At 73.6% G+C, this 19208-nt stretch carries 19 protein-coding genes and 1 pseudogene; 7 read left to right on the top strand and 13 right to left on the bottom strand.

Going from position 1 to position 19208, the window contains the following annotated elements:
- From Sya03_RS15295 to Sya03_RS15235, 13 genes and pseudogenes are all read right to left on the bottom strand, one after another.
- Window positions 1–492: pseudogene (locus Sya03_RS15295) on the bottom strand (hypothetical protein); the annotation flags it as partial.
- On the bottom strand, window positions 489–1040 hold the full coding sequence (locus Sya03_RS15290) for a phage tail protein (RefSeq protein ID WP_203938949.1): 552 nt from the start codon (window positions 1038–1040) through the stop codon (window positions 489–491). The gene Sya03_RS15290 and the pseudogene Sya03_RS15295, both read right to left, overlap by 4 nt.
- Window positions 1037–2974 (bottom strand): putative baseplate assembly protein, encoded by a 1938-nt coding sequence (locus Sya03_RS15285; RefSeq protein WP_203938948.1) that lies wholly within the window; start codon window positions 2972–2974, stop codon window positions 1037–1039. Before Sya03_RS15285 ends, Sya03_RS15290 begins: the two co-directional genes overlap by 4 nt.
- A complete protein-coding gene (locus Sya03_RS15280) occupies window positions 2974–3381 on the bottom strand; it encodes a GPW/gp25 family protein (RefSeq protein WP_203938947.1) in 408 nt (135 codons plus the stop codon). The genes Sya03_RS15285 and Sya03_RS15280 overlap by 1 nt, the downstream gene beginning before the upstream one ends.
- Before the next feature lie 11 nt (window positions 3382–3392).
- A complete protein-coding gene (locus tag Sya03_RS15275) occupies window positions 3393–5312 on the bottom strand; it encodes a phage baseplate assembly protein V (RefSeq protein ID WP_203938946.1) in 1920 nt (639 codons plus the stop codon).
- Complete coding sequence (locus Sya03_RS15270; protein ID WP_203938945.1) at window positions 5309–6019, bottom strand: CIS tube protein; 711 nt, start codon at window positions 6017–6019, stop codon at window positions 5309–5311. The genes Sya03_RS15275 and Sya03_RS15270 overlap by 4 nt, the downstream gene beginning before the upstream one ends.
- Entirely contained in the window at window positions 6019–6483 is a 465-nt protein-coding gene (locus Sya03_RS15265; protein ID WP_203938944.1) for a phage tail protein, read from the bottom strand. The genes Sya03_RS15270 and Sya03_RS15265 overlap by 1 nt, the downstream gene beginning before the upstream one ends.
- A complete protein-coding gene (locus Sya03_RS15260; protein WP_203938943.1) occupies window positions 6480–6938 on the bottom strand; it encodes a phage tail protein in 459 nt (152 codons plus the stop codon). The genes Sya03_RS15265 and Sya03_RS15260 overlap by 4 nt, the downstream gene beginning before the upstream one ends.
- 8 nt (window positions 6939–6946) lie before the next feature.
- Window positions 6947–9253 carry an eCIS core domain-containing protein gene (locus tag Sya03_RS15255; RefSeq protein WP_203938942.1) on the bottom strand — a complete coding sequence of 769 codons (2307 nt, stop codon included), beginning with the start codon at window positions 9251–9253 and terminating at the stop codon, window positions 6947–6949.
- 4 nt (window positions 9254–9257) lie between these two features.
- Window positions 9258–9419 (bottom strand): DUF6760 family protein, encoded by a 162-nt coding sequence (locus tag Sya03_RS15250; RefSeq protein WP_203938941.1) that lies wholly within the window; start codon window positions 9417–9419, stop codon window positions 9258–9260.
- Window positions 9416–9802, bottom strand: a complete 387-nt coding sequence (locus Sya03_RS15245) for a hypothetical protein (RefSeq protein WP_239107534.1) — start codon at window positions 9800–9802, stop codon at window positions 9416–9418. Before Sya03_RS15245 ends, Sya03_RS15250 begins: the two co-directional genes overlap by 4 nt.
- Window positions 9799–10260 (bottom strand): phage tail protein, encoded by a 462-nt coding sequence (locus Sya03_RS15240; RefSeq protein WP_203938940.1) that lies wholly within the window; start codon window positions 10258–10260, stop codon window positions 9799–9801. The genes Sya03_RS15245 and Sya03_RS15240 overlap by 4 nt, the downstream gene beginning before the upstream one ends.
- A gap of 6 nt (window positions 10261–10266) precedes the next feature.
- The gene (locus Sya03_RS15235; protein WP_203938939.1) at window positions 10267–11781 is read right to left on the bottom strand and encodes a phage tail sheath family protein; all 1515 of its coding nucleotides are present in this window, start codon (window positions 11779–11781) and stop codon (window positions 10267–10269) included.
- Between the two features lie 125 nt (window positions 11782–11906).
- Here Sya03_RS15235 and Sya03_RS15230 point away from each other — a divergent pair, with 125 nt between their 5' ends.
- The 7 genes from Sya03_RS15230 (at window position 11907) to Sya03_RS15200 (ending at window position 18917) form a co-directional block, all read left to right on the top strand.
- A complete protein-coding gene (locus tag Sya03_RS15230; protein ID WP_203938938.1) occupies window positions 11907–12536 on the top strand; it encodes a Pvc16 family protein in 630 nt (209 codons plus the stop codon).
- A gap of 3 nt (window positions 12537–12539) precedes the next feature.
- Window positions 12540–12929 carry a PAAR domain-containing protein gene (locus Sya03_RS15225; RefSeq protein WP_239107531.1) on the top strand — a complete coding sequence of 130 codons (390 nt, stop codon included), beginning with the start codon at window positions 12540–12542 and terminating at the stop codon, window positions 12927–12929.
- A gap of 111 nt (window positions 12930–13040) precedes the next feature.
- The gene (locus Sya03_RS15220; protein WP_203938937.1) at window positions 13041–14318 is read left to right on the top strand and encodes an ABC transporter substrate-binding protein; all 1278 of its coding nucleotides are present in this window, start codon (window positions 13041–13043) and stop codon (window positions 14316–14318) included.
- Window positions 14315–15274 (top strand): carbohydrate ABC transporter permease, encoded by a 960-nt coding sequence (locus Sya03_RS15215; RefSeq protein ID WP_275411452.1) that lies wholly within the window; start codon window positions 14315–14317, stop codon window positions 15272–15274. The genes Sya03_RS15220 and Sya03_RS15215 overlap by 4 nt, the downstream gene beginning before the upstream one ends.
- Window positions 15275–15276: 2 nt before the next feature.
- Complete coding sequence (locus Sya03_RS15210) at window positions 15277–16110, top strand: carbohydrate ABC transporter permease (RefSeq protein ID WP_203938936.1); 834 nt, start codon at window positions 15277–15279, stop codon at window positions 16108–16110.
- Window positions 16111–16140: 30 nt separating this feature from the next.
- A complete protein-coding gene (locus tag Sya03_RS15205) occupies window positions 16141–17316 on the top strand; it encodes an ABC transporter ATP-binding protein (protein ID WP_203938935.1) in 1176 nt (391 codons plus the stop codon).
- Window positions 17317–17318: 2 nt separating this feature from the next.
- Window positions 17319–18917: a glycoside hydrolase family 13 protein gene (locus Sya03_RS15200; RefSeq protein ID WP_203938934.1), complete on the top strand. Its 1599-nt coding sequence runs from the start codon at window positions 17319–17321 to the stop codon at window positions 18915–18917.
- Window positions 18918–19208 lie beyond the last annotated feature (291 nt).

Below are 19208 nucleotides of genomic sequence, written 5' to 3'. Positions count from 1 at the left end.
CGGCACCGCGGGACGCCCGCCCGGCGGTGGAGGCGGCGGCACCGCGGGACGCCCGCCCGGCGGTGGAGGCGGCGGCACCGCGGGACGCCCGCCCCCACCCGGCGGCGGAGGCGGAGGTGGCGGCACGGCCGGCCGCCCACCCGGCGGCGGTGGCGGCGGGGAGCCCGCCGGCTTGACGCCCGAACCGAAGCCCCCCGGCGCACCCGGCGGCCGGGGCGCCCCCGGCGCGCCCGGCGCCCCGCCCGGCCGCATCCCGCCCGGCCCGCTCGGCCGGGCGATCGGGTCGCGGTGGCCCACGTCGGCGTACAGCAGACCCTGGACGCGGGCGAGCAGCCCCCGCTTCGGCTGCTCCGGCTCGGGTTCCGGCTCCGGCCGGGGCGCCGGGGCGGGCGCGGCGACCTTCTCGCCGGTCCACTCCAGGAACGCGCCGCAGGATCCGCAGAACGAGTCGGCGCCGCTGTTCTTGAAGCCGCACGACTTGCAGACGATCATGTGAGAACCTCCACGCTGTGCTGAACGTGCGCGGGCTTCGCGGCGACGACGGCGGCCTCGACCGCGGCGTGCAGCGCGGGCAGCGACCACGCGGTGTCGGCGGGGACGCGGACGCGCACCCGCAACCAGGGCCGGGGGTCGCCGGGCGCGGCCCCGCCGGGACGGTCGGAGACGGCGGTGCCGCCGCTGTCGGCGACGTCGACCTCGCCGCCGGTGAGCAGTTCCAGGGCGGTGCGCAGCCCGCTCACGGTGCCGCGCAGGCGGTGCAGCTCGGCGGCCCGGGCGACGGTCTGCCGGTGCAGGTGCTCGGGCACGTGCTCGTCGACGGTGACGCCGACCCAGCCCGCCAGCCACTCCAGGAAGTCGGTGGGGGCCAGCCGCGGGTCGACGTACGCGTCGAGGTTGTCGAGGGTGGCGATGACGGGCGCGAGGACGTCGTCGAGGCCGGCGGTGAACCGGCCGATGAACGGGTCCTCTTCCTGGTACACGGCGGGCAGCAGGGTGACCAGCGGGTACGGCGACGCCAGGCCGAGCACGGTGCCCCTCATCGCTGCGTCACCCGGATCTGGTGCTCGTAGGAGAAGACGAGGCTGTTGGCGGGCAGGTCGACGCGCCCGGCGGGCGACCCGCGTTCGCCGGTGACGGGGTTGGCGCCGAACAGCCGCACGTCGTCGACCAGGTCGACGCCGTGCACCTTCTGCAGCACGCCGAACACCTCGCCGGCATGCACGGCCCGCCCGAACGGCCAGCCGCGCCCGTCGGGCCCGCCGGTGAGCGGGTTGAGGAAGCGGTACAGGGCGTCGAGGGCGTCGGCCTGTACCCGCCCGGCCTTCACGCCGGGCCGGGCGCCCAGTTCGGCGACGACGGTGATGCCCCGGTACAGCGGCGGCTCGACGACGACGCGGGTGCCGATGAGCCGCACCTCGTCGAGCCGGTCGGCGACGCGCTGCAGCGTCTCGGGCGACGGCACGAGCGCGCCGAGCTCCAGCTTGCCGTTGTCGGCCGCCGCGGCGGTGGGCACCACCAGCACCTTGACGGCGCCGGGCTCGACGCCCTCGCTGCCGGCGGGCAGGCAGCGCACCCGGGCGACGGACGGGTCGGCCTCGCAGCTGATCGTCTCGAAGTCCTCGACGGTGACCGCCCGGCTGCGCGAGCGCAGCAGGATGGGGCCGCGGTCGCGGGCCTGGTCGAGGCTCTCGCCGTCGGCGCCGTGCCGGGCCCGCCGCAGGTTCTCGACGCCCGCCACGAACGGGATGGAGGAGCGCAGCGTGCGGATCGCGCCGGCGGCGACGTTGCCGCGGGCGCCGCCGCCGACGCAGTAGCGCCGCACCCGCACGACGCTGTCGGCGGGCGGGACGCAGCCGTACTGGCGCAGGCCGCCCTCGGGGGTGCGCACCACCGGTCCGAACGCGACGGTGCCGGTGACCCCGTCGAGCGTGAAGTGCCGGTCGTCGGGGCCGGAGCCGGCGAACGTGTCGACCCTGGTCCACTCCTGCCAGCCGTCGTCGGAGCTGACCTCCAGCTCGACGGGCACGCCGACGTGCAGCACGGGGGTGCGCGACAGGGTGAACCGCTGCCCTGCGACGCCCTCGGTGGCGCCCAGGTTCTCGTTGACGATGATGTCGGCGTGCACGCTCGTGGCGGTGCCGCCGACGGTGGTGGCGGTGAGCCCGGCCACGACGGGCGTCATCGTGTACGCGGGCTGCCCCGGCTCGGCCTCGGTGACGCGGGCGCGCAGCCAGCCGGCGCGCACCCCGCCCAGCACGCTCGCGGTGTGCTCGCCGGGCAGGTGCACGGTGACGGCCCCGGAACGGTTGAGCCCGCCGGTGCCGTCGCCGCTGACCAGGCACTCCCGCCAGCCGGCCCCGTCGTACGCCTCCCAGGCCAGCGGCGGCCAGGTCGGGTCGACGCCGACGCCGTCGAGGTGGCCGCGGAAGTCGAGCCGCACCGCGCAGTGCGGCACCGGCTCGGTGAGCCCCACGTACAGGGCGTCGCCGGGCTGCGGTTCCTCGCTGAACGCGGCGAACGCGCGCCCGCCGGTCAGCTCGTCGGTGCGGTCGGCGCCGCCCGCCAGCACGGTCTGCAACGCGCACGGCACGATCGCCAGGTCCTCCAGGGTGGCGAACGTGACCGGCTCGGCGGTCTCGGTGCGCAGCGTCCCGGAGCGGGTGCCGGCGGCCACGGTCAGCGCCGACGTGGCGGGCGCCGACAGCCAGAACGTGACCGGCACGGTGGCGGGCACCGGCGGCACCAGGTGCAGGCCGATCAGGTCGAGGAACTTCAGGTACAGCCGGTCGGGCACGCGGTTCAGCCGGAACAGCAGCTGGTCCGTCATGAACGCGAACGTCTCGATCAGCGTGACGCCGGGGTCGCTGACGTTGTGGTCGGTCCACTCCGGACAGCGGCGCATGACGAGCCGCTTGGCGTCGTTGACGAGGTCCTGGAACCGGCGGTCGTCGAGGTCGGGCGCGGGCAGGGCCATCAGTAGTCGCTCTCCGGGTCGTCGGGGATCGTGTAGAAGGGGAAGACCAGGTTGCGGTGGTCGTTGGTGCCCTTCGACGCGTACGCGATCTCGATGTAGAGCACGGACGGGTCGTCGGCGTCGGGGCGCACGGTGAGGCCCTTGACGTCGACGCGCGGCTCCCAGCGCAGCAGCGCCCGGCGCACCTCGCCGGTCAGCTCGGCGATGGTGTCGTCGGTGGCGGCGCGGAACACGAAGTCGCGCAGCCGGCAGCCGAAGTCGGGCCGCATGGGCCGCTCCCCCGGGTACGTCGACAGGATCAGCCGCATGGCCTGCACCAGCTCGGTGTCGCCGCGCACCAGCGCGATGCCGCCGGTGCCGCCGACCCCGGTGGGGAATCCCCACCCGGTCCCGATGAAGTCACTCATGGGTCGCCGCCTCAGTTCAGCTTGATCGGCATGCCCTTGATCTCGACCGGACCCGCCTTCGACTCGATCTTGATCGAGTTCAGCGCGGTCAGTTCGAGACTGCTGCCGCCGTCGATGGTGACCGTGCCGCCCTGGCCGGCCTTGATCGTGATGTTGCCGCCGGGACCGCAGACGATCTCGACGGTGCCGGTGGCGGCCTGGCTGGCCGGCGGGCTCGGCTCGCAGGTGATCGTGACGGTGCCGGCGGTCTGGTCGACCGCGACGCCCATCGACCCGTCGGCGTTCTCCAGCGCGAACGCGCTCTTCATCGGCGGGCCCGCGGCGGGCGGCGGGGGCAGCTCGTCGGAGAACGTCAGCCGGTTGCCGGAGCTGGTGACGAAGCCGCGCTGCACCACCTGCCCGGTCATCCCGGACCGCTTGACGGCGTCCGCCCCGAGGTCCCAGGCGGTGTTCGCGTTGAGCAGTCCACCCAGGACGTACGGGCGGCGCGGGTCGCCGAACTCGAAGCCGATCAGCACCTCGTCGCCCACCTCGGGGGTGAACAGCGCGCCGGAGGTCTTGCCCGCCCCGAACTGCGCCACCCGCGCCCAGTCCGACTCGTACACCGGCGACAGCCACGGCAGCGCCACCTTGACCCGGCCGCGGCCCTCGTCGTCGGTGTTGTTCGTGACGATGCCGCAGACCAGGCCCGGGATGCGGGCCGGCTCGCCCTGCGTGCCGCCCAGCGACGCCAGGCCCAGCAGCGAGCGCTCGTGCCGGCCGCTGACGAAGAACCGGGTGTGGTAGCCGCCCTCCGACTCGTCGAAGATGTGCCGCGCGTTCGTCACCGTCCACGACCCGGCGAAGGCGGCCGGGACGTGCGCCACCGTCACCTTCCTGCCCGCCTGGATCCGCGGGTCGCCGACGGCGTACCCCTCCGCCTCGGCGAACGTGCTGGCCACGTGCTCGGCGAGCCCGTTGGCCATCTCCTCCGCGGCCCGGCTCGCGTTCGACCCGCTGGCCAGCGGGCGGTTCACCACCGCGTACGCCTTCGCGCTGGGCGCCTGCCCGAAGTCCGGCAGCAGCCCGGGGATGGCGGGCAGCGGGATGCCCAGCGGGTTGCTCAGCCCGAACGAGTCGGCCAGCGCGGCCGGGTCGTCCGGCAGCGAGGCGGTGCCGGTGCGGACGGCCGTGGTGGCGCTGACCGGCTCGGCGTTCTCGGCGTCCCAGAACCGCACCTCGACCTCGGACGTCAGGTTCGCCCCCGACACCCGCGGCAGGAACGTCAGCAGGTTGTCCTTGAACGTCAGCGTCGGGGTGTCGCCCAGTCCGACCGCGTCCAGGGCGGCGCCCAGCAGGCCCGCCGCCCCGGCCGGCATCCCCGGCGGGCGCTTGAAGAAGAACTTGCCGTCGACGACGCCGGTCTCGTAGCCGACCTCGCGGGCCCGCTGCTTGATGAACTCCCAGTCGGTCTGCGCCACCTGGGCCAGGTGCTCGTGGACGGTGCTGGTGTCGTCGACGGTGCCGACCGGCACGCCCGCCTCGTCGGCGACGGTGCGCACCGCCTGCGAGTCGGTCGAGTTGAGGAACGTGCGGGTGCGCTTGGCACGCTGGAGCCGGTGCGCCTGCTCGTAGCCGCGCACCACCGTGTACACGTGCAGGTCCGCGCAGATCGCCTCGATCGACGTGACCTCGCCTGCGATCAGCTTGCTCGCCGACGTGGAGTCGGGGGCGCCGCCGTGCACCTCCACCTTCGCGCCGATCGACAGCCCGGCGTTCGCGGCCGCGTTGCCCTCCTCGTCGAGGAACGTCAGCTCGAACATGTCCGGCAGGTGCAGGTGGGTGTCGACGACGACGCGGGTGAGGTGCCGCTCGACGTCCGGCCGCAGCGGCAGCGGCCCCACCTTGACGTTGGCCCGGACGGTGCCGACGCCGCCGGCGAGCGGGTTCACGCCAGCTCCCCGGGGTTCGGCAGGTAGACGCGGTCGCCGGGCTTGACGCGCAGCGGGTCGTCGATGTTGTTGCAGTCGGCGATCTGCCGCCAGCGCCCCGGGCTGCCGTACTGCTCGGTGGCGATCCGGGCCAGCGAGTCGCCCGACGACACGGTGTGCGCGGTGCGGCCCGGCAGGCCCTGCGACGTCGGGTTGGTCGGCAGCAGCGCCAGCAGGCTCGGCTGCTCCTGCAGGCGGATCGTCACCTCGGCCCGCACCGGCGTGCCGTCCTTCGCGAACCGGCTGTACGTGACGTTGCAGGTGTTGACGATGCCCTGGTACAGGAACGACGAGCCCCACGTGAACATCACCAGCGGCGGCCGGGAGATCAGGTTCACCATGCCGCCCGTGGCCGCGCTCAGCGCCGCGCCGCCCAGCTGCATCGCCGCGCCGAGCAGGCCGCCGCCGCCCGGGCTCATCCAGCCCAGCAGTTGGTCGCAGCGCGACTTCACGTCGTCGCCGAGGAACGTCACCTTGTTCAACGTGATCATCGGCGCGGGCGCCTTCTTGAAGATCGACCCGCTGGCGCCGCCGGGCGTGCCGGCGTTGCTGCTCGCGTTCGGCCGGGTCATCAGCGACGCGGTGCGGGACATGACGATCTGCTCCGGGTTCAGGTCGAACGAGACCATCGCCGGCGGCATCATCGACTGCAGCGACGCGCGCGCCATCACAGGAACCCTTCGTGCACGAGCTGGAGCTGCTCGATCGCCACCGACGTGCCGGTCGCGTCCAGGTCCGGGCCCGACCAGCGCGCCGGGTACACGTTGCGCAGCGTCCACGACGACACCAGGCCCTGCCAGGTCGCGTCGTACAGCTGAATGTGCGCGGTGCGGGGGCCGTAGTCGCGCGGCGAGGATGCGTTGTACCAGCCGCTCACCACCTGGGCCAGCCACGCCTGCACCTGCGCCGACTCCGGCTGCGACATCGCCCGCCTGAGCGTGATCGCCTTGTACTCGACCCGGTCCGGCAGGATCACCGGGTGCTCGTAGTTGGCGCCCTCCTTGACCACGACGTGCGTGAAGTCCACGGCCAGCCCGGCGCACGACGACCAGCTGCCCAGGTCGATGCCGTCCACGGTGACCTGGAAGCGCATCGACATGCCGAGCTTCGCGGCCGGCGACAGGGTGCTCATCGCGGGAACGCCATCTCGTCGGCGAGGAACCCGCGGTGCGCCAGTTCCAGCGTCTCCGTGGCGACCCGGCTGGCGCCCGCCTCGAAGCCCGCCACCGACCAGCGCACCGGCATGATCTGCTTCAGGTCCCACTTCATGATCTCGGCGCCGGCCGCGTCGAGCAGCCGCACGTTGCCGGTCTGCGCGGCGTACTTGAACGAGGTGGTGTCGAGCCACTCGCGCACCTTCGCGCTCTCCGCCGACGCCGCCCGGGTCAGCTTCAGCACCGAGTAGTGCGTGTTGCCCGGGAAGTACCAGCGCTCGTTGCCGACGTCGCCGGCCCGGTACTCGACCACGTCCCACTTGACGTCCAGGCCGTCGACCTGGGCCCAGCTGCCCAGGTCGTACGTCCCGTGGTCGATCTTCACCGTGAACCGGTTCGCCATGCCGAGCATGGTTCCGTCGCTGATCGGCATCGGTCCCCCTACCTGAAGTCGCTGAGCAGGCCGGCCCGCTCACGGTCGAGCAGCAGTTCCAGGCGGAGCCTGCTGCGGATGCGGTCGTAGAGCCGTCCGGCGATCTCGTCCAGGTCGAGGTCGTCGGTGTCGACGGGCGTGCGTCCGGCGTCGGTGGCGGTGCGCTCGACACCGTCGCGGGCCGCCTCCTCCTGGTTGGCCCGCCCGCCCTGCAGCAGCGGCGTGACGTCCATCCCGAACGGGGCGCCGACCTCGGTGACGACGTCGTTGGTGAGGGCGGCGCGCAGCTCGGCGGCGCTGCGGATCGGCTCGGCGCGCGGCAGGCCGCCGTGGTGGCCGGTCCGGTCGGCGATGCGCTGCTGCTCGTCGTGGGACAGCTCGGCCAGCGGGGTCTCGCCGCGCGCCGCGCGCTCGTCGTTGATCGCGGCGAGCCGGTCGTCGTAGGCCTGCTGGAACCGCTCGGCGCCCCCGGCCCCGGACCCGCCGCCCGGGCCGGCGAAGCTGCCGCCGCCGGTGCGCCGGCCGCCGGGCGACGACGCGGGCTGCGTCGGGTCGTCCATGCTCCACGCGTCGAACACGAAGCCGCCGGCCGACGACGCGACCACCCCGGCGAAGTCGTCCCAGCTCCGCGGCCCACCGCCGCCGCCACCGCCGCCACCGCCGGCGGCCGGGGCCGCGGCCTCCGCGCGTGGCGGCGCAGCGGGGGCCGCGGCCTCGGCCGGCGGCGCCGGGGCGGGTGCCGCCGGCGCGCTGGGGTGGCTCAGGGTGGCCGCGCGGCGCTGCACCCGGCCCGGCACGGCGGCCTGTGCGGCGGGCGCCGTCGCGGGCACCAGCGGCCGGGGGACGGGCAGGGCCGCCCCCGCCGTGGCGGGGGCGGCACCGGGCGCCGCCGTGCTGACCGTGGCGGCGCGCGGCGGCGGGTGGGTCAGGTCGGGCAGGGGCGCGCCGGCGCGCACGGCCGCCTCGACGGCGAGGGCCTGCGCCTCCAGGGCGGCGCCGGCCGGGGAGCCCTCGTCGGGCAGGGCCGGGCCGAGGGTGCGCTGCTGGGCGACGTGCACGAGTTCGTGCGCGATCAGGGCGCGCGCCTCCGGGCCGTCGACGTGGCCGGCGGCGGCCGGCAGGTGCACGGCGTCGTTCTCGGCCCACGCGGCGGCGCCGAGCGCGGCGGCGCGGGCGTCCACCTCGGACGACCGGTGCACGGGCACGGCGGCCAGGTCGGCGCCGAGGTGCGCGCCGAGGTCGCGGGCGAGCTGCGCGGGCGCGGGCCGGGCGGGCCGCACGGGGACGGGTGGCGCGGGAGCCACGGGCGGCGCGGGCGGCGCGGGGTGCACCGGCCGGGCGGGCGGCACCGGCGCGGCGGGCCGGACGGGCCGGACCGGCACGCCGGCCGCGGGCGGCCGGGAGTCCGGCACACGCGGCGGCACAGACGACGCGGCCGGCGTAGACGCCGCCGTGGGCGCGGCCGGCGTGGCCGGCGTGGCCGGCGTGGCCGCGCCGGCCGCAGCAGGCGGCGGCATGGTCTGGGGCGCGGCGGCCGGGCGCCGGACCGGCACGGCCGGCGCCCCGGAGAGATCGGCGGCGGGCCCCGAGGCCGGGCCCACGGCGGGGCCCACGGTGGGGGTCAGCGGGTGGGCGAGCGCCGGTCCCGGGTCGGGGTCGGCGTGCTCGTCGGCGGTCAGCGGCGCGCCCAGGCCGACGCGGCCGCGCGGGCGGCGGGCCCGTGGCTGCGCCGGGCGCGGGGCGGGCCGCGGCGGTGCGGCGGGCGCGGGCGGCGGCGGTGGCGCGGCCGGCATGGACGGGATCGCGCCCAGCAGCGGGTCCATGACCGGCGCGGTGGACAGCGCCCGCAGCCAGGCGGGCGCCCGGTGCGGCTCGGCGGGTTCGCGGGCGGGGCCCACGTACTCGTCGGTGGCGTGGGTGAGCGACGGCGGCGCCGCCGGCCGCTCGACCGGGGTGACCCGGCGCGGCGGCGCGGGCGCGGGCAGGGGTTCGGCGGCGCCGCCGAGGTCCAGGGCCGGCAGCGTGTCGGCGAGCCCCTCGACCAGCCCGGCGGGGGTCTCCGGCGGCCCGGCGGCGGGCCGGTGCAGCAGCGACCGGGTGCCGCTGACCCGCGGCAGCCCGGCGGGGGTGAGCAGGGTGGGCGGCCCGACGACGGGCGTCAGCGGCGGCAGCGCCTGCCACGCCCGGCGCGGCGCACCGGGCGGCGCGACGGGCGCGGCGACGGGCGCGGCGACGGGCGCGGCGACGGGCGCGGCGGCCGGGACGCCGGCCGGGGCGGGCTCGGCGGCGCCGCGGCGGCGGAAGGGCCAGCGCATGACGTCACCAGCCCTTCTCGTCCCGCGCGGTGTGGATCCTGCCGATCTCGTCGATGACCCTGCCGCGGACGCCGTGCTCCAGATCGAGGATCTGGTCGAACGTCCAGTGCAGGTAGTAGGCGACGTACGCGACCTCCTGCCAGAGGCGGTCGGACGCGTACGTCACGATCCCCCCGGGGCATCACCGGCCACGTCGACGGCGAAGTCGTGGCCGCACGACGGGCAGCTGACCGCCGCCTCCGTGTGGCCCTCGCCGTTGATCCGCCGGTACAGGTCCTGCAGGAACGCGAGGTCCGAGGCGAACAGGTTCTCGACCACGAACGTGTCGACGCCGGGCAGCGTGCCGAGCTTCGTGACGGTGCGCTCGAGCAGGATGATCGTCAGGTACGCCGGGTTCTGCCGGACCCGCGGATCGGTCTGCGGGAGGATCTCGTCGCGGCCGGTGGCGAGGCGGATGACGCCCTCGCGGTGGACGCGACCCTCCTCGTCGACGTAGCCGCGCGGCAGCGTGAACGGGTACTCGGTGCGCAGCGCGACGTCGGTGCTCATCCGCTCACCCGCTGGATGTTCTCGCAGACGATCGTGACCGTCTCCATGAGCACCTCGGACGCGCCGGCCTTGAGCCCGCCGACCTCCAGCTTGGACGGCCACGCCTGCTCGAGGTGGTAGCGGGCCACCGGGGCGCCGTCGTAGTTGTACATGATCAGCGAGCAGCTCTTGCGGGCCGCGACGATGTTGCCCTGCAGCACCGCCTCGTGCCACGCCCACAGTTCCATGGACGAGTTCTTGCCGCGCTTGAGCACGATCGTCGGCGGCTTGCGCTTGCCGGGCAGCTTCTTGAACACGACCTCCTTGTCCGTGCTCTCCAGGAAGTCGACGGGCTCCACCTCGGTGGTGATGCCCTGCAGCTCGGAGAAGGAGGCGATCTCGTACCCGTCGATCGTGATCGAGAAGCGGGCGGCGGTGAGGGCGTCGTTGGGCTGTTCGGCCCCGAGACCAGCTGGCATGTCCTACTACTCCTCGAGACCGGCGCCGTCGGCGAACTGGCTGATGCGGAAGATGACGAACTCGGCGGGCTTGACCGGGGCGATGCCGATCTCGACGGTGAGCATGCCGGCGTCGCGGTTCTCGGCGGGGTTGTTCTCGGCGTCGCACTTGACGAAGAACGCCTGCGCCGGGGTCTGCCCGAACAGGGCGCCGTCGCGCCACACCCGGCGCAGGAACATGGTGATGGTGCGCTTCACCGAGTCCCACAGCTTCGGGTCGTTGGGCTCGAAGACCACCCAGTTGGTGCCGTTGAGGATGGACTTCTCGACGTAGTTGAACAGCCGCCGCACGTTGAGGTAGCGCCACTCCGGGTCGGAGCTGAGCGTGCGCGCGCCCCACACCCGGATGCCCTGGCCGGGGAACGACCGGATGCAGTTGACGCCGTCCGGGTTGAGCTGGTCGTGCTCGCCCTTGGTCAGGTTGATCTCCAGCGAGATCGCGCCGCGCACGACCTCGTTGGCGGGCGCCTTGTGCACGCCGCGGGTGGCGTCGTTGCGGGCCCAGATGCCGGCCATGTGGCCGCTGGGCGGCGCGAACATCGGCGCCCCGGACAGCGGGTCCATGATCTTGACCCAGGGGTAGTAGAGGGCCGCGTACTTGGAGTCGTAGTTGGCCTCGGCGCGCCAGTTCTTCACCTGCTGGGCGTTCAGGCCCGGCGGGGTGTCGAGGATGGCGACGCGGTCGCGCATCAGCTCGCAGTGGGTGATCATGGCGAGCTGCACGGCGCGGACGCCCTCGTCGTCGATGAGGCCGCGCTCGCGGGCCGCCATCACGTCCGGCACGCTCAGCATGGTGATCTCGTCGATCGCCTCCAGGCCGGCGAAGCCGGTGCGGTCGGCGGCGTTGCCCACGTAGTCGTCGGGCGCGACGCGGATCGCGGGCGGCTCGGCGGTGGTCAGCGCCACCTCGCCCTGCCGCGGCACGGCCAGCGAGCGGTGGCTGGTCTCCTCGACCTCGATCAGCTTCGACCGGGTCTTGACGGCGGTGACGACGTTGGCGGGCCCACGCTTGACGGTCAGCCCCTCGAAGATCTCCGCCGGGGCGCCGCCCCGCTTCACGACCAGGTTGAACGACTCGTCCTCGGCGGGCTGCACCTCGACGGTGATGGGCGCGCCGCCGTTCGCGGCGGGCAGCGCCCGGACGGCGAACGCGGCCCGGTTGTCCTCGGCCGCGGCGGGCAGCTCGGCGCGCAGCACCGGCGCCTCGGCCGCCTGCTCGCCGCCGACCCGCACCACGTACGCGCTGCCGCCGCCGTTGGCGAAGTAGCCGTAGACGGCGTGGGCGAGGTACGAGCCGGGGATGAACCCGCCGAACGCCTGCGTGTACTGCGTCCAGTTGGTCACCAGCGTGGGCTGGTTCGCCGGCCCCTTCTCGGCGAACCCGACGAACGCGGCGACGGCCGTACCGGCGGCCTCGATCGGGCGCGAGCCGGACGACACCTCCTCGACGTAGACGCCGGGCGACAGGTAGCTGCTGGCCATGCGGCCCTCCCTCACGCTGTTGTCAGCGGTCCCAGCGTCCGGTGCGCGGCCGCGGTTTCACACCGGCCGTCGGGCGGTGGCCGGGGCAGCGAGCGCGTCCCTATCGGGCAGTGCGCGGTGCCCGAGTGGCCGCCCCGTCCCGCCTGGCCGGGGCGGGGGTGCGCGGCCACGCTGGGCGGGTGATCGGCGAGGTGAACCGCGCCCTGCGTGCGCTGCTGGCGCCGCTGCTGCCGCCCGGCTGCACGGTCCGCTTCGGCCCGCCCTCGCACGAGCCGGGGCTGGACCTGTTCCTGGCGGGCGTCCGGGAGGACGAGGCCGGTTCGGGCACCGACTGGACGGACATCCGCGACGCCGACGGCCGGGTCACCGCGCGCCGCCCGCCGATCCGCCGGTTCGACCTGCGCTACCACGTCGCCGTCACCGCGAAGGACGAGGACACCGAGGCGCTGCTGCTCGACGCGGTGCTGACGGTGGTGGACCCGAAGCAGCGCGTCGACCCGGCCCTGCTGGACGACGGCCTGGCCGGCCAGCCGGTCGTGCTGCGGCTGGACCCGGCGGTCGTCGCCTACCCGGACCGGACCGTGCTGGGCGTCGTGGTGAACGCGCCCCTGGTGCCGGCGCCCGTCCGGGAGATCGCGCCGCCCGCGGACCGGATCAGCCTCGGGGTGGCCGCGCCGGGCCGTCCGCTGCCGGCGCCCGCGCCGCGCCGCGCCCCGAAGGGCTGGTCGGGGTCGCGCATCGTCGAGGAGGACTGAGCGGTGCCGTTCGGCGCGAAGATGGGCGACCTGGTGACCGGGACGGACACGCACATCGTGCTGGTGCCGTCGCCCGGCGGCCCGGTGCCGACGCCGACGCCGCTGCCGTTCGCCGGCACGATCACCGGCGGGTGCAGCACCGACGTGCTGATCGACGGGCAGCCGGCCGCGGTGGTGGGCAGCACGGCGACGAACAACCCGCCGCACGTCGCCCCGAACGGCCCGTTCCAGATCCCGCCGACGAACCAGGGCACGGTGCTGCTGGGCAGCCAGACCGTGCTGATCAACGGCAAGCCGGCGGCCCGGGTCGGCGACAGCGTCCAGACCTGCAACGACCCGGCGCCGGCGCCCACCTGCACCATCCAGGGAGCGGGCACCGTGCAGATCGGTTGATCTGCCAACTTCGACGCAACGGCCCTCTCGCGCGCACGGCTCGAATCTGGCACTGTCGTCCTCAGGGTGTGACGTAGCTCACTTCAAGATCACCCTCGGACGGAGGAATCGATGCTGATTCGACGACGGACCGGGGGTGGACGGCGGCCCTCGCGCTGGGCCGCCGCAGCCGGCCTGGCGGCGCTCATGTCCACGCTCGCCGCCTGCTCCAGCGGCCCCGAGGGCACGGTCATCAACCTGTACGGCGGCGCCAGCGGCGTCGGCTTCGACAAGGTCATCGCCGACTGCAACCAGCAGGCGGGCGGCCGGTACACCATCGTCGGCAACCTGACCCCCAGCGACGCCGACAGCCAGCGCGACCAGTTCGTCCGCCGGCTCGCCGCCAAGGACGACGGCATGGACCTGCTCGGCATGGACGTCACCTGGACCGCCGAGTTCGCCGAGGCCAAGTGGATCCGCGAGCTGACCGGCGAGCAGAAGACCCAGGCCACCGCGGACACCCTGCAGCCGCCCATCGACACGGCGACGTGGGAGGACAAGCTCTACGGCATCCCGCGCACCACCAACGTCCAGCTGCTGTGGTACCGCAAGTCGCTCGTCCCGACCCCGCCCAAGACGTTCGACGAGATGATCTCGATGGCCCAGCAGCTCAAGGCCGAGGGCAAGCCGTACGAGATCGGCCTCACCGCCGCCCAGTACGAGGGCTACGTCGTCAACGTCAACAACCTCATCACCGCCTACGGCGGCACGCTGGTCAACGAGGACAGCACGGCCCCCACGATCGACGACAAGACCGTGCAGGCCCTGACGATGCTCCAGCGGCTCGCCACCTCCGGCCTCACCAGCTCGTCGCTGTCGAACGCCCAGGAGCCCGAGGTGTTCGCCGACCTGCAGGCCGGCCGGTCCGCGTTCTCGCTCAACTGGCCGTACGTGCTCAGCGCCATGCGCGAGGCCAACCCGGACCTCGTCGACGACCTCGGTTACGCGCCGTACCCCTCGGTCGACGGCAGCGCTCCCCGGGTGACCCTCGGCGGCATGAACTACGCGATCAGCACCTACAGCAAGCACCCGGACGAGGCGTTCGAGGCCGCGATGTGCCTGCGCAACGAGAAGAACGCGCTCAGCGCCGCCCTCGACGCGGGCGACGTGCCGGCGCTCGCCACGGTCTTCGAACTGCCGGAGTTCAAGGAGGCGTACCCGATGGCCGACGTCATGCTCACCGAGCTGGAGACCGCCGTGCCGCGACCGGTGTCGCCGGTGTACCAGAACATCTCGACCATCGTGTCCACCACGCTGTCGCCCCCAGGCGACATCGACCCGCAGGCGTCGGCGGACGAGCTGCGCGACGCGATCCAGGACGCCATCGACGGCAAGGGGATCGTGCCGTGACCGCCACCCCGACCTCCGCGGCCGCGCAGGCCATCGAGGACGTCGCCGACGACGGCACCGTCCAGATCGCCCAGCAGCGGCATAGCGACGCGAAGAAGGCCGAGCGCAAACTGGGCCTGATGCTCGTGGCGCCCGCCGTGGTCATCATGCTCGCCGTCGCCGCGTACCCGATCCTGTACGCGTTCTGGCTGTCGCTCAACAAGGCCGACCTGCGCCGGCCCGACGACAACGAGTTCATCTTCCTCGACAACTACATCACCGTGCTGTCCAGCCCGATCTGGTGGACGGCGTTCGGCGTCACGATGCTCATCACGATCGTCGGCGCCACCTTCGAACTGATCCTCGGCATGGGGCTCGCCATCGTCATGCACCGCACGCTCGTCGGGCGCGGGCTGGTGCGCACCTCGGCGCTGGTGCCGTACGCGATCGTCACCGTGGTGGCGGCGTTCTCCTGGCGCTTCGCCTGGACCCAGGGCCTCGGGTGGCTCGCCCCCGAGACGTCCGCGCCGCTCACCGAGTTCTGGCCCTCGATCTGGATCATCATCCTGGCCGAGGTGTGGAAGACCGTGCCGTTCATGGCCCTGCTGCTCATGGCCGGCCTGGCCCTGGTGCCGGAGGACCTGCTCAAGGCCGCCTCGATGGACGGCGCCAGCGCGTGGAAGCGCTTCTGGCTGGTGACCGTGCCGCTCATCAAGCCGGCCATCCTCGTGGCGCTGCTGTTCCGCACCCTCGACGCGTTCCGGGTGTTCGACAACATCTTCATCCTGACCAGCGGGTCCAACCAGACCAGCTCGGTCTCCATGGTCGCCTACAGCAACCTGATCCGGGGGCTCAACCTCGGCATCGGGTCGGCGATGTCGGTGCTGATCTTCCTCACCACCGGCCTCATCGCGTTCGCGTTCATCAAGCTCTTCGGGGCGGCAGCGCCCGGGGCCGACGCCGGAGGGAAGCGGTAGCCATGCAGCCGGAGACCAGGAACCGCAAGCTCATGTGGTGGGGCGTCAACACCGTCGTCCTGCTGTACGCGTTCGTCCCCGTGGTCTGGATCGTCTCGCTGTCGCTGAAGGACGACGCGACGCTCAACGACGGCAACTACCTGCCCACGTCGCCGTCGACCGAGAGCTACTCGGCGATCTTCTCCAACTCGGACTTCCTGCGCGCCCTCGCCAACTCGATCGGCATCTGCATCATCGCCACGCTCATCGCCATCGTGTTCGGCACGATGGCCGCGTACGCCATCGCCCGGCTCGACTTCCCGGGCAAGAAGACGATCGTGGCCACCGCGCTGCTCGTGTCGATGTTCCCGCAGATCGCGCTCGTCACCCCGCTGTTCAAGATCGAGACGGCGCTCGGGCTGTTCGACACCTGGCCCGGCCTGATCATCCCGTACATCGCGTTCGCGCTGCCGCTGGCGATCTACACCCTGTCCGCGTTCTTCCGGGAGATCCCGTGGGACCTGGAGAAGGCCGCCAAGATGGACGGCGCCACCCCGTACCAGGCGTTCCGGCGGGTCATCACGCCGCTCGCCATGCCGGGCGTGTTCACCACGGCGATCCTCGTGTTCATCTCGTGCTGGAACGACTTCCTGTTCGCCCTGTCGCTGACCTCCACGTCGGCGGCCCGCACCGTGCCCGCCGCGATGAGCTACTTCACCGGCGCCACCACCTTCGAGAAGCCGACCGGACCGATCGCGGCCGCCGCCGTGGTCATCACCATCCCCATCGTGATCTTCGTACTGGTCTTCCAGCGGCGGATCGTCGCCGGGCTCACCTCGGGTGCCGTCAAGGGCTGACCGACCCGCCGAACCAGCAGAGGAGCTGACGTGGCCGAGATCGTTCTGGACCATGTGGTCAAGCGCTACCCCGACGGCGCCCTCGCCGTCGACGACTTCAACCTCGAGATCGCCGACGGCGAGTTCATCATCCTGGTGGGCCCGTCCGGCTGCGGGAAGTCCACCACCCTCAACATGGTCGCCGGGCTGGAGGACATCACCGCCGGCAAGCTGATCATCGACGGCCAGGTGGTGAACGACAAGGCGCCCAAGGACCGCGACATCGCCATGGTGTTCCAGTCCTACGCGCTCTACCCGCACATGACCGTCGGCGACAACATGGGCTTCCCGCTGCGGCTCGCCGGCGTCGACAAGGAGACCATCCGCAAGAAGGTGGGCGAGGCCGCCGAGCTGCTGGAACTCAGCCAGCACCTGGACCGCAAGCCCGCCAACCTGTCCGGCGGCCAGCGCCAGCGCGTCGCCATGGGCCGCGCCATCGTGCGCAACCCCAAGGCGTTCCTCATGGACGAGCCGCTGTCCAACCTGGACGCCAAGCTCCGGGTGCAGATGCGCACCCAGATCTCCCGCATCCAGAAGAACCTCGGCACCACCACCCTCTACGTCACCCACGACCAGACCGAGGCGATGACCCTCGGCGACCGGGTCGTCGTCATGCGCGCCGGCATCGTCCAGCAGGTCGGCACCCCCGCCCACCTGTACGCCCACCCCGCCAACCTGTTCGTGGCCGGCTTCATCGGCAGCCCGTCGATGAACTTCTTCCCCGGCCAGCTGCGCGGCGGCGGCACCGTCGTCACCGCGCTCGGCGAGGCGCGGCTGCCCGACCGGGTGCGGCAGTCGCTCGACGGGGCCGGCTCCACCGGCGAGGTCATCATCGGCATCCGCCCCGAGCACTTCGAGGACGCCTCGCTCGTCGGCGACAAGCCCGGCGCCACGTTCGACGCCCCGATCGACATCGTCGAGGCCATGGGCTCCGACGTGTACGCGTACTTCACGATGAAGGGCGACGTGGCCCACTCGCAGGACCTCGACGACCTGGCCAAGGACACCGGCAACGAGCTGCACAGCGGCGGCGTCGACGTCACCGCCCGGCTGGACGCGGCGGCGCAGGTGCAGCGCGGCCGGACGGCCCGGCTCTGGTACGACACGTCCAAGGTGCAGGTGTTCGACGCGGCGAGCGGCAAGAACCTGGTCGCGGCGGTCCGCTGACCATGGCCTCCACCGGCGGACCGTGGTGGCGCCATGCCGTGATCTACCAGATCTACCCGCGCAGCTTCGCCGACTCCGACGGCGACGGGATCGGCGACCTGCCGGGCATCCGGTCCCGCCTGCCGTACCTGCGCGACCTCGGGGTCGACGCCGTGTGGCTCAGCCCGTTCTACCCGTCGCCGCAGGCCGACGCCGGGTACGACGTGGCGGACTACCGCGACGTCGACCCCCGGTTCGGCACCCTCGCCGACGCGGACGCGCTCCTCGCCCAGGCCCACGAGCTGGGCATCCGGGTGATCATCGACCTGGTGCCCAACCACACGTCGCACGAGCACGCCTGGTTCCGGGAGGCGCTGGCGGCGCCGCCCGGCAGCCCGGCCCGCGCCCGGTACATCTTCCGCGACGGCGCCGGCCCGGACGGCTCCGAGCCGCCGAACAACTGGATGAGCAACTTCGGCGGCCGCGCCTGGACCCGCGTCACCGAACCCGACGGCACCCCCGGCCAGTGGTACCTGCACCTGTTCGCCCCGCAACAGCCCGACCTCGACTGGACGAACGACGAGGTGCGCGCCGAGTTCGAGTCGATCCTGCGGTTCTGGCTGGACCGGGGCGTCGACGGCTTCCGCATCGACGTCGCGCACGGCCTGGCGAAGGACCCGGAGATGCCCGACCTGGGCGAGCACCACGCCACCTCCGGGCAGGCGGTCGAGGGGCACCCGCACTGGGACGTCGACGAGGTCCACGACGTCTACCGGGCGTGGCGGCGCGTCACCGACTCCTACCCGGGCGACCGGGCGTTCGTCGCCGAGGTGTGGGTGCAGAGCTTCGACCGGCTGGTGCTGTACCTGCGCCCGGACGAGCTGCACACCGCGTTCAACTTCGCGTTCCTGCTGGCCCCGTGGGACGCCGCCGCCCTGCGCGCCGCCGTCGACCGCACCCTGGAGTCCCACGCGACGGTCGGCGCGCCCGCCACCTGGGTGCTGTCCAACCACGATGTGGTCCGCCACGTCACCCGCTACGGCGGCGGCGACACCGGCGTCCGGCGGGCCCGGGCGGCCGCCCTGCTGATGCTGGCCCTGCCCGGCGGCGCCTACGTCTACCAGGGCGAGGAACTGGGCCTGCCCGAGGTCGTCGACCTGCCGGGCGAGCTGCGCCAGGACCCCACCTACCACCGCACGGCCGGCCAGGAGATCGGCCGCGACGGCTGCCGTGTCCCCATCCCGTGGTCCGGCACCACCCCGTCGTACGGCTTCGGCCCCGGCACCGCCAGCTGGCTCCCCCAGCCCGCCGAGTGGGCGGACCTGACGGCGGACCGCCAGCACGCCGACCCGGACTCGATGCTCACCCTCTACCGCGCCGCCCTGCACCTGCGCCGCACCACCCCCGCCCTGGGCGACGGCACCCTCACCTGGCTCCCCACCACCGACGAGGTCCTGGCCTTCACCCGCACCCCGGGCTTCGCCTGCGCCGTCAACACCGGCACCGACCACGCCCCCGTCCCGGCCCCGCTGCGCACCGCCACTGTCCTGCTCTCCAGCGCCCCCCTCCCCGACGACGGCACGCTGCCCCCGTCGACGGCCGCCTGGTACACGACCGGCTGAGTCGCCTCCTGCCCGTCGGGGGCCGGTCGTGGGGGCGGGGTGCCCCACTCCGGGCGGTCAGGCTTGATCCCTCCGTGGGTCACCCCGCCCCCACGCCCTCTGTCCGACGGCGACACCCGGTCCGCGGGTACGACCCCGCGCGAGCAGGCGGCCGGGCCACCCAGTCCCGCAGCGCCGGGCCGGACAGCCCTTCCTTCCCACCCGGCGGCCGCCGGCGGACCGAGGGTTCGGGGGGTGGGGTGGTCCACGCAGGGATCAAGCCTGACCGCCCGGAGTGGGCCACCCCACCCC

Source organism: Spirilliplanes yamanashiensis (assembly GCF_016863475.1).
GTDB lineage: Bacteria > Actinomycetota > Actinomycetes > Mycobacteriales > Micromonosporaceae > Spirilliplanes > Spirilliplanes yamanashiensis.
This window is presented reverse-complemented; position numbering and strand designations above follow the sequence as displayed.